Origin of the sequence: Stenotrophomonas sp. BR163 (assembly GCF_047520985.2) — a bacterium.
Taxonomy (GTDB): domain Bacteria; phylum Pseudomonadota; class Gammaproteobacteria; order Xanthomonadales; family Xanthomonadaceae; genus Stenotrophomonas; species Stenotrophomonas sepilia.
Map to the genome: position 1 here is coordinate 1 of NZ_JAXBRE020000052.1, position 10,320 is coordinate 10,320.

The 10,320-nt window shown below is 69.2% G+C and carries 10 protein-coding genes; 3 read left to right on the forward strand and 7 right to left on the reverse strand.

Annotation, left to right across the window (positions count from 1 at the left end; all coding sequences use genetic code 11):
* The first annotated feature begins 296 nt into the window (after positions 1–296).
* The 3 genes from ACM0PY_RS20820 to ACM0PY_RS20830 are packed head-to-tail and all read left to right on the forward strand — an operon-like array spanning position 297 to position 2,702.
* A complete protein-coding gene (locus ACM0PY_RS20820; RefSeq protein WP_005420172.1) occupies positions 297–869 on the forward strand; it encodes a DUF1190 domain-containing protein in 573 nt (190 codons plus the stop codon).
* Positions 870–876: 7 nt separating this feature from the next.
* A complete protein-coding gene (locus ACM0PY_RS20825) occupies positions 877–2,055 on the forward strand; it encodes a glutathionylspermidine synthase family protein (RefSeq protein ID WP_061479010.1) in 1,179 nt (392 codons plus the stop codon).
* Positions 2,055–2,702 (forward strand): hypothetical protein, encoded by a 648-nt coding sequence (locus ACM0PY_RS20830; protein ID WP_180883688.1) that lies wholly within the window; start codon positions 2,055–2,057, stop codon positions 2,700–2,702. Before ACM0PY_RS20825 ends, ACM0PY_RS20830 begins: the two co-directional genes overlap by 1 nt.
* Before the next feature lie 102 nt (positions 2,703–2,804).
* On the opposite strand, the gene ACM0PY_RS20835 is transcribed toward ACM0PY_RS20830, so the two are convergent.
* The 7 genes from ACM0PY_RS20835 to ACM0PY_RS20865 form a co-directional block, all read right to left on the reverse strand.
* On the reverse strand, positions 2,805–4,103 hold the full coding sequence (locus ACM0PY_RS20835) for a DUF58 domain-containing protein (protein WP_180883690.1): 1,299 nt from the start codon (positions 4,101–4,103) through the stop codon (positions 2,805–2,807).
* On the reverse strand, positions 4,100–5,086 hold the full coding sequence (locus ACM0PY_RS20840; RefSeq protein ID WP_061479013.1) for an AAA family ATPase: 987 nt from the start codon (positions 5,084–5,086) through the stop codon (positions 4,100–4,102). Before ACM0PY_RS20840 ends, ACM0PY_RS20835 begins: the two co-directional genes overlap by 4 nt.
* Entirely contained in the window at positions 5,083–6,267 is a 1,185-nt protein-coding gene (locus tag ACM0PY_RS20845; protein ID WP_180883691.1) for a DUF4350 domain-containing protein, read from the reverse strand. Before ACM0PY_RS20845 ends, ACM0PY_RS20840 begins: the two co-directional genes overlap by 4 nt.
* A complete protein-coding gene (locus tag ACM0PY_RS20850; protein WP_180883693.1) occupies positions 6,264–7,880 on the reverse strand; it encodes a DUF4129 domain-containing protein in 1,617 nt (538 codons plus the stop codon). The genes ACM0PY_RS20845 and ACM0PY_RS20850 overlap by 4 nt, the downstream gene beginning before the upstream one ends.
* Entirely contained in the window at positions 7,870–8,862 is a 993-nt protein-coding gene (locus tag ACM0PY_RS20855) for a stage II sporulation protein M (protein WP_065177881.1), read from the reverse strand. Before ACM0PY_RS20855 ends, ACM0PY_RS20850 begins: the two co-directional genes overlap by 11 nt.
* Positions 8,859–9,548 (reverse strand): RDD family protein, encoded by a 690-nt coding sequence (locus ACM0PY_RS20860; protein WP_088497023.1) that lies wholly within the window; start codon positions 9,546–9,548, stop codon positions 8,859–8,861. Before ACM0PY_RS20860 ends, ACM0PY_RS20855 begins: the two co-directional genes overlap by 4 nt.
* A gap of 123 nt (positions 9,549–9,671) precedes the next feature.
* Complete coding sequence (locus ACM0PY_RS20865; protein WP_061479018.1) at positions 9,672–10,202, reverse strand: gamma carbonic anhydrase family protein; 531 nt, start codon at positions 10,200–10,202, stop codon at positions 9,672–9,674.
* Positions 10,203–10,320: the final 118 nt, after the last annotated feature.

Below are 10,320 nucleotides of genomic sequence, written 5' to 3' on the forward strand. Positions count from 1 at the left end.
AAACCACGGGCATGGTAGTGGCAGGCGTGCGCCCTCCACCCGCGGTAGTGCCGGCCGCTGGCCGGCAACCTCAACAGCATCAGCTGGGCTATCCGCGGGACCCACCCCGCCTTCGACAGTTTCCTGCGGCTGTTGGTAGGTGTCGACCTTGGTCGACACGATGGATCCACGTCATGCGTGGCTGATGGGGAACGACGAAAATGAAATTCCGTTCATCTTTCCCACTTTGCCGATTCCGGTTGTTGGTGAGGATTTGGCATCATTGGGGCATTGATCCGTCGACAGGGCATGAGGCCATGAAACGTTCCCGCACCACCGCGCTGCTGCTGATGAGCGCTGCGCCGCTGCTGTTCACCGCCTGCCAGAAGGAGCCGGAGGTGAAGGTGCAGGAAGGCCTGTATACCTCGGTCGAGGCCTGCACCGAGGCCACCGGTGATCCGTCGTCGTGCCGCAATGCCTTTGCCGAAGCGCAGAAGCAGGCCGCCGATGCGGCGCCGAAGTACGCCAGCAAGGAAGCCTGCGAGAAGGATTACAAGCCGGAGCAGTGCGTGCAGCAGCACACCTCGGCCGGCACCTCGTTCATCGGCCCGATGATGATGGGTTTCTTCATGTCGCAGATGCTGAGCAACCGCGGCGGCCTCGCCCCGCAGGCGCCGGCGTCGGCACCGGCATACCAGGACAAGAACGCTGGCTGGGCGCGCCCGGCACCGGGCGGCACCGGTGGCCTGAACACCGCCAGCGGCATCGGCGCCGGCAAGGCCGGTCTGGCACCGGTCACCAGCGAACCGAACCGTGCGGTCACTGCCAGCCGTGGTGGCTTCGGCAACACCAGCGCACGCCGCAGCACCAGCGGCAGCTACGGCGGCTGATCGACCCATGCAGCGCATCCGGATTGCCGAGCGTGCCCAGTGGCGGGCACGCGCGGAGGAAGCGGGTTTCCGTTTCCATACCATCGATGGCCAGCCCTACTGGGATGAAAGCGCGTACTACGCGTTCACCCTGCGCCAGATCGAACAGGACATCGAAGACCCCAGTGCCGAGCTGCACCAGATGGCGCTGGATCTGGTCGGTGATGTCATCGGCAGCGAGCGGTTGATGGACCAGCTGGCGATTCCGTCGCATTACCGCGACTGGATCGCCGACAGCTGGCGCCAGCGCCAGCCGCACCTTTACGGCCGCCTGGACCTGGCCTACGACGGCACCGGTCCGGCCAAGCTGTACGAGCTGAACTACGACACGCCGACCTCGCTGTTCGAGGCCAGCTTCTTCCAGTGGCAGTGGCTGGAAGACCAGCGCAACGCTGGCCGCCTGCCGCAGCATGCCGACCAGTTCAATGCGATCCATGAGGCACTGGTCGAGCGCTTCGGCGAACTGGCCACGCAGCTGCCGCCGCCGCTGTACTTCAGCGCGGTGGGAAGCTCGGAGGAAGACCGCGGCACGGTCGAGTACCTGCGCGACTGCGCGTCGCAGGCCGGCCTGCATGGCCAGGCCATCGCGATCGAGGACATCGGCCTGTCCGAGGACGGCCGCTTCACCGCGCTGGATGATTCGGTGATCGGCACGCTGTTCAAGCTGTACCCGCTGGAAGACCTGATGGCCGAAGAGTTCGGCCGCGCGCTGCCTGGCTCGGGCGTGCAGTTGCTGGAGCCGGCCTGGAAGGCGGTGCTGAGCAACAAGGGTATCCTGCCGCTGCTGTGGCAGCGCAACGTGGGCCATCCGAACCTGCTGGAGGCGCACTTCGATGACGGCAGCGCGCTGGCGTCGGGCTGGGTGCGCAAGCCGCTGTTCTCGCGCGAAGGTGCCAACATCGAGATGCACCTGGCCGATGGCAGCACCCAGCGCAGCGACGGTCCCTACGACGGCCCGGCGATCATCCAGCGCGCCCATCCGTTGACCCGCTTCGAAGGCGGTTACCCGCTGATCGGCAGCTGGGTGGTGGGTGACCACGCCTGCGGCATCGGCATCCGCGAGGACGACAGCGCGATCACCCGCGACAGTGCGCGGTTCGTGCCGCACGCGATCGTCGACGAGGCGCCGACGCGGATCTACGTCTGATGACGGTGCGGCGTTGGCCTGGCCGGCATGGGTGTGCCACGCCCGCGCCGGGCCGGCATTTCGATGACGGGCGCAGCCTGCAGGCCTTCGCGGACCGCGTCGCGGTGCGTTGCCACCGCTGCGATGCCCCCGGTTGGGTGATCGCCCGCTGGGAACCCTATCGATGGACCGCGCGTTTCCGCTGCACCGCTTGCAGCGCTGCATTGGACAGCGGCGACTGGGTGGGTGCGGTCCGCGTTCTGGGCCGCCAGCCCTGTGGATTCTGCGGGCATCAGTGGCTGCATGTGTGTCGGCCGATTCCCGCCGGCATCCCCGCGCCTGCCTCCTTCCCCGCCCGATGCGCACAGTGCGATCGCAGCACCGAGGTCACGGTGCTGACGCGTCCCCTGCGTGACGCCGAGCCTGCCGATCCGCATTTCGGTCTGCCGCTGCGCCTGGTCGAATCGACCCGCGCGGGCCTGCTGTGGGCCTACAACGCCGAACATCTGCAGGCACTGCACGACTACGCGGGCGCGTCGCTGCGCGAGGGTCGCGGCCATCATCGATCCATGTTCTCGCGCCTGCCGCAGTGGATGAAGCTGGCCTGCAACCGGGTGCTGCTGCAGCGTGCGGTGGAGCGGTTGCAGCGGCGCTTGCTGCAGGGGTAGGTAGTGCCGGCCGCTGGCCGGCAGCCGAGCATGGGCTCGGCGCTACAGGAATCAGGCCGTCTGTAGAGCCGAGCCCATGCTCGGCTCCGATCAATCGCAGGGTTACAGCAGCCCTTCGCGCTTCACCGCCAGGTAGCGCTCCACCAGTGCGCCGGGCAGGGCGTCGGCGGTGACGTCCAGCACCATCACCTTCTCGCTGCGCAGCGCTTCGTGCGCCTTCGCGCGCTGCTGCAGGTACAGCGCCGTGGCACCGGCCTGGGTGGCGTCCTCCAGCGTCTGCACGTCGCCCTCCAGTACGCCGTCCAGCTCGCGCTCGCGCAGGCTGGCCACACACACCAGGTGGCGCCGCTGCAGCAGGCGCACCGCCGCCAGCAGGTCTTCGATGTCTTCATCGCGCACGTTGCTGACCAGCATCACCAGTGCTCGCCGGCGCTGGCGCAGCGACACCTCGGTGGCAGCGGCCAGGTAATCGGTGGCCACCGCGCGTGGCTGCAGGTCGTAGCTGGCGCGCAGCAGGTGCTCGACCGTGCCCATGCCGCGCTGCGGCGCGACCCAGCGGCGTTCGCCACCGGCAGCGAACAGGCCGGCGGCATCGCCTTGGCGCAGCGCCAGGTAGGCCACCACCAGCGAGGCATTCAAGGCATGGTCGAAGTGCGAGAGCCCGCCTTCGCTGGCCAGCATGCGCCGGCCACTGTCGAGCATCAGCAGCAACTGCTGGTTCTTCTCGTCCTGGTACTCGCGCGAGATCAGCTTGCGCGCACGCGCGGTGGCCTTCCAGTCCAGCTGGCGCAGGCTGTCGCCGACGCGATACTCGCGCATCTGGTGGAAGTCGGTGCCTTCACCACGGCGGCGCTTCACGTGTGCACCGACCAGCCGCGAGGCCTGGTCGGCACTGAACAACGCAAAGCGCGTGAGCGGCACGAAATTCGGATAGACCCGTACGTCCAGTGCGGGCGGCAGCGTGCGTTGCTGCCACCACAGGCGCCACGGCGAGCGCATGCGCAGGTGCACACCTTCGAAGCGGAAGTGCCCACGCTGCAGCGGCTGCAGGTGGTAGTGCAGCGTGGAGGCGCTACCGGCCCGTAGGCGCACGCGCCGTGGCAGCGATTCCAGCGGCCAGCCGCCGGGGACCAGGTCGAACACCTGCACCGTCATCGATTGCTCGGCCTGCAGCCGCAGCGCCGCCTCGCGACGCACGCCCAGCGCCAGCGCTTCGGGCAGTTCGCGCTGTACCTGCGGCGACGGACGCCGCGACTGCCGCCACAGGTCGAACAGCGCAGGCAGCGCGATGGCCACGGCGGCCAGCGCCCAGCTCCAGCGCGGCAGCAACCCGCCCAGCACCAGGCCGCCCAGGCCGGCCCAGGCCAGCAGCAGCGCCAGCAGCAGCGGGGCAGGCCTCATCGGCGCGGTGCTTCCACCTTGGCCAACAGTGCGCCCAGCACGTCGTCGGCGTCCTGGCCTTCGATCTGCAGCTCCGGGGCCAGTGCAATGCGGTGGCGCAGCGCCGGGCGTGCGATGTCGCGCACGTCGTCGGGCGTGACGAAGTCACGGCCGGCCAGCACCGCCTGCGCGCGCGAGGCACGCACCAGCGCGATGCTGCCGCGCGGGCCAGCGCCGACCGCGATGCCTGGCCACTGCCTCGTGGCCGCCACAATCCGCACCGCGTAGTCGATCACTTCGTCATCGACGGTGATCGCCGCGGTCGCACGCTGCAGTTCCAGCAGCTCGCCAGCCCCCAGTACACGCGGCACCTGACTCAGGTCGAAATCGCTGGCGGCACGGCCACTGGTGATCGCGGTCACCATGCGCTTCTCGTCCTCCAGTTGCGGGTAGTCGATCAGCACCTTCAGCAGGAAGCGGTCCAGCTGTGCCTCTGGCAGCGGGTAGGTGCCTTCCTGCTCCAGCGGGTTCTGCGTGGCCAGCGCCATGAACGGCGGCGCCAGGGTGAACGCCTTGCCTTCGATGGTCACCTGGCCTTCCTGCATCACTTCCAGCAGTGCCGACTGGGTCTTGGCCGGCGCACGGTTGATCTCGTCGGCCAACAGCAGGTTGGTGAACACCGGGCCACGGCGGATCCTGAAGCTCTCGCTCTTCGGGTCGTACACCGCATGGCCACTGACGTCGCTGGGCATCAGGTCGGGGGTGAACTGCACGCGGCCATAATCCAGCTCCAGCGCCTGCGCGAGTGCCCGCACCAGCAGGGTCTTGCCCAGCCCGGGCACGCCCTCGATCAGCACATGGCCACCGGCCAGCAGGGCCACCAGGATCTGGTCCAGTACATCGGCCTGGCCAATGAAGGCGTGGCCGACGGCATCGCGGATGGCATCGACGCGTTCGATCAGGCGGGCGTTGGCGGCCGCCGGCAGCTCGGGGACTTCGGTCATAGCAGGGATCTCATCTGGAGCAGCAAGCGGATGCGCTCGCGCAGGGCGGAGGAATCGTGCGGCGGAGGGGGCGTGAGCGCGCTGGCAACGCGGCCTTGCGGCCACTTCAGCAGTTCGGCGATGGCCTGTTCGCGGGGGGCGCCCTCCAGTGCTGCAGCCACCGGTGCGCGCAGGCGCAGGCGATGCAGGAACAGGGCGAGCACGGCGTGGTACAGGCGCGCGCCGTGGCCGAAGCGCAGCAGCAGCTCGCCGCTGGCCCGCACGTGTTCCAGCAGCGAGCGGCGTTCCAGCACCGGCGACGGCAGGCGGCTGCCGAAGCGTTGCGAACGGCCCCACAGCCAGCCCAGCAGGGCCAGCAGCAGCGGCGCCCACACCGGCCAGCCCTGGTAGAACAGGCGCGCCCACAGCGACGGCGGGCGGCTGGCGTAGACCAGCCAGAAAGTGCCCTTGCCGTAGTTCGGATCGAGCAGATAACGGGTCAGGTCGCGGTGCGAGAGATCGTGCAGGCCGTCGCTGGCCTTGCCCGCAGCCGACGCCAGGCGTGCTGCCGGCGAATCCACCTCGCCGCGCATGAACTCCATGTCGGCCAGCACGCTCACCTTGCCCTGCCCGTGGCGCAGTCGCGCGAACACCAGGTTGCGCTCGTTGCCCCAACGCCGTTCGGCGTGTGTACGGGCGGCAAAGCCCAGCGTGAAGCGGCGACCACCGCAGAACTCCACATGGCTGGGATCGTCGATGACGTGGAACGGCTGGCAGTCGCTCTGCTGGTACAGGCTGTCCACGCCGAGCTGGTCCAGCAGCGGTCCCTGCGTACTGCTGGCGTCGTCCTCTGCGGGTGGCGGCGTACGCACCAGCAGATGGCCACCACCATCGACCCAGGCCAGCAGGGCCCTGGCCGCCGGTGCCGGCAGTTCGCTGCTGTCCTGCAGCAGCACCACCGTATCGCGCGGACCCAGCGCCATCTGCTGCAGGTCCAGCCGCGGCCGCGAGTGCACGTCGATGCCATCGGCGCGCAGTGCCTGGCCAAGCACGTACAGCGGGTTGTAGCCAGCTTCGCCCTGCGGCGGCAGCTGCACGGTCTCGGTCACCCGCTCATGCGTGCGCAGAAAGAGGATCGTCAGCGGTACGCCGAGCAGCACCAGCCCGCCCAGCAACAGCGACCAGAACAGGCGCGGGCTCATGCCAGCCACCGGTATTGCTGGCGCAGCGTGTCGGCCAGTGCATCGAAATCGGCGCGGCTGGGCAGGCGGCCACCGTAGGCGGCGTACTGCCACATGCGCACGATGCGCGCGAACAGGTCACGGTCGGTGGCATCGGGCATGCGCCGCGACGCGCGAAGGCATTGCGCTTCGGTGGCACCGGGCGGAAGCGCGATGCCGCTGCGCTCGCCCACGGTGCGTACGCTGGCGCGGTACAGCAGGGCCAGCGCCTGACGTGGCCGGCCCTGGTCCCACAGCAGGCCGGCCTGGGTGGCCACGTCCGGCGGCAGCACGACCGGCAACTCCACCTGTTCCACCACCACCTGTGGTGCAGCCTCGGCCTTGCGCCGGCCACTGCCGCGCAGCCACGGCAGCCACAGACGGGCGGTCAACAACAGCACCAGCAGCAGGACGCCCAGCAGGCCCCACAGGCCCCACTCGGCCAGGCGCGCCAGCCAGGCAATGCCGGCCTTGCGGTTGCTGCGCTCGCCCTTGCTGCTGCCGTCGCTCTGCAGCGCCTTGTCTTCCTTCTTTTTTTCCTCGGCCTGTTCTATCGGCTTCCAGCGCGTGACCTGGCGGGTCGGGCGCTGCAGCGGATCCTCATAGGCGCGGTTCACCGCCTGGCGGAAACCGGCGGTGTCCACCGGCGCCGCACCGAAGATCATCGCCGGCGTATTGGCCGGGTCGTTGGCCGCAGTGGCGGGTTCTTCCGCACGGCCCTCGTCCTCTTCGGCATCGCCGACCTGCTCAGCGACTGTCTGCGCGTCCTGCGCATGCACTGGCGCGGAGGCCAGCGGCAGGGCAAGGCACAGCAGCAGCGCCAGCGTCGATGCTGCCGGCAGCAGCCGCTCGCGCAGGCGGCGCAGGGCGATCTCCACGTCCCACGCTTCCATCTGCGTACGCCGGTTCAAGTACAGGCCGAAGCCGGCGCCGACATAGAACGGTCCGATCAGCACCGATGCCAGCCAGCACGCCAGGTTGAAGCCCAGCTGCGCCCAGGCTGGCGTGTCCTGGCCGATCATGTCCCATGCGGCACGCCATGATTCGGACATCAGCTCCAGTGGCATGAACATGAACACAGCGCCGATCGCACCGGACACCAGCACCCCTTCAAAGGCCATGCAGGCCACGGTCAGCACGACGGCGGCGCCTGCGGCACCGGCCGCCACGGCGCGGCGGCGTGCACCGCGCTGGGCCGGCGCGTTGCCTTCCAGCAGGTTCACCGGCAGGCACAGGCTGCGCAGCACGCTGAAGCGGCGCCAGCCCAGGTAGCCCCAGAAGCCTGCATTGCCCCAGCTGCGCTGCGCGCGCAGCGCTGCCAGCGCGCCCACCGGCTCACCGAAGATGCCGCGCGACAGCACGTACAGCGGTGCGCGTTCGAACAGCGGCTTGCACCACCACATCGCCAGCCAGGCCCAGCCGAACGCATCCAGCCACCAGCCCAACGCGTTGAAGATCACGAACAGCGGCGCACTGGCCAGCAGCCAGCTGCCCCATACCGCACGTGCGTGGCGGCGCGACAGGGCGCTGCCCAGCTCCATTGCTTCCCAGCCACTGCGCGCGCGCAGCACCACGTCCAGGCGGTCAATGCGCATTGCCGCCTCCGCGCCCGCCGCGCCACAGCCACAGCAGCACGCCGGCCCACAGCACGCCGGCCACGCTGAACTTGCCCCACGCCGGCACTTCGGCAATCGACGACCAGAACGCTTCGATGAACGCGGCCACCAGCAGCATGAACGCCACGCCCAGGCACAGCCGGGCCCCGATGCGGCCGCCTTCGACCAGGGCATCCAGGCGGCTGCGCCGGCCGGGGGCCAGCAGTTTCATGCCCAGCTGCAGGCCGGCACCGCCGGCGATCACGATCGCGGTCAGCTCGAACGCACCATGGCCTGCGACGAAGCGCCAGAACGGATCGCCATGGCCGATGTGCTGCAGGTGGCCGGCCACTGAACCGATGATCACGCCGTTGAACAGCAGCACCAGCAGCGTGCCCAGGCCGGCCAGCAGGCCACTGGCGAAGGTACGCAGGGCGATGCTGATGTTGTTCAGGATGTAGTGGCCGAACATCATCCAGTCCGTGCCGCTGTCACGCCCGAGGCGTTCGGCCGCTGGATCGTACATGCGCTCCATCTCGGCGATCTGGCGGTTGTCCATCACCATGTGGATCAGGTCCGGGTAGAGCTGCGCCAGCACGAAGCAGGCCACCGCCGGCAGCGCGAACATCGCCAGTGCCACCCACATGCTGCGCGCCTGGCTGCGCACCAGCAGCGGGAAGTCGGCCACCAGGAATTCAAGTGCACCGCGCCAGCGCGTCGGCGGCGTGCGGTACAGCACGCTGTGGCCCTGCTGCATCAACTGCTGCAGGCGCTGCACCAGCTGCGGGCTGTAGCCGCGCTCGCGGGCCAGTGCCAGCTGCTGGCACAGGCGCCGGTAGCGCTGCGGGAAGGCGGCGTCGTCCACTGCCAGCGCGCTGGCCTTGCGCCGCGTGCGGCGCGCAGCACCAGCACGCAGCAGCAGCCAGTGTTCCAGGTCCTGCCATTCCTGCTGGTAGCGGGCGACGAACTGTTCCTGCTTCATCGTCGCCCCAACAGCCAGTTGGCCATGGCATACAGGCGCAGTACGCCGACCTGGCCGTGGGTGCCGGTCAGCGGTTCGGCGATGCCGGCCAGTTCCTGCTGGCGGGCCGCCGACAGCCGTGGCGCGCGCTCGGCGAAGGCCATCAGCGCGGCCTGCTCTTCCGGTCGCAGCGGCTGCGGCGGGGCCAGCACGCTGTCGATGGTGGGCGGAGGCGGCAGGTACAGCACGGGCGCATGCACCACCACGGTGCCGGCCACCAGATCGCCCAGGCGACGGCCATGGGGATCGAACAGGCTGCTGATCAGGCCCAGTGCATAGCCGAACGGCAGCATGTCCACGGTGCGCAGCAGGTTGCGGGTGATGGCAGCCATCCAGCCTACCGGCGCGCCATCGCGCGCAAGCACGCGCAGGCCCAGCGCGCGCTTGCCGAGGGTACGGCCCCACAGCGCTTCGCAGACGATCGGGTAGGCCCAGTACACCAGGAACATCAGCACCAGGCCGAGCCCGGAGCCGAACGAATCCAGCAGTGCCAGTGGAATCGACATCACCACCAGCACCGCGATGCGCACGCCCAGATCTACCAGCCACGCCATCGCCCGTGGCACCGGGCCGGCTGCCGGCAGCTGCAGCGGCACACCCTCCGGCGTCACCACCTCGCGGTAGGTATCGAGCATCGGTGCGGCCATCAGTGCGATGGCCTTCGTTGTGGGCGCCGGAGTCCTCTCCGGCAGGCAGCCACAGGCATGGGGGTCTCGACAGGTCCTGGTCGGGCCCAGACTTTAGCAGAGCCGCATGGCGGCGTTGGCTGCTCAGCCCAGGTATTCGTCCTTCAGCCGCACGTAGTGGTCGGCCGAGTAGTGCAGCGACTCGATCTCCTTGTCGCTCAGCGTGCGCGCCGGGCGGGCCGGATTGCCCACCCACAGCTCGCCTTCGCCGACCACCTTGCCCGGGCCGACCACCGCACCGGCGCCGACGAAGCCATGGCGCTCGACGCGCGCACCGTCGAGGATGCAGGCGCCCATGCCGATCAGGCTGTAGTCGCCGATCGTGCAGGCATGGATGATGCAGCCGTGGCCGACGGTCACGCCTTCGCCGATCAGGGTCGGGTAGCCGGCCTTGTTGTAGGGGCTGTGGTGGCTGACGTGGATGATGGTGCCGTCCTGCACGTTGGTGCGCGCGCCGATGCGCACGTGATTGACATCACCGCGGATGACCGTGCCCGGCCACACCGATACGTCCTCGGCCAGCTCCACGTCACCGATGACGGTGCAGGCCGGATCGATGTACACGCGCTCGCCGAGGACGGGCATCTTGTCGCGGAAGGGGCGCAGCGGGTTCATCGGTGTCTCCGGAAATCAGGGCGTTCGCGACGATGATACCCGTGTGGTAGTGCCGGCCGCTGGCTGGCAACGTCAATGGGCGTACCTGGAATTCTGGGGTTGCCGGCCAGCGGCCGGC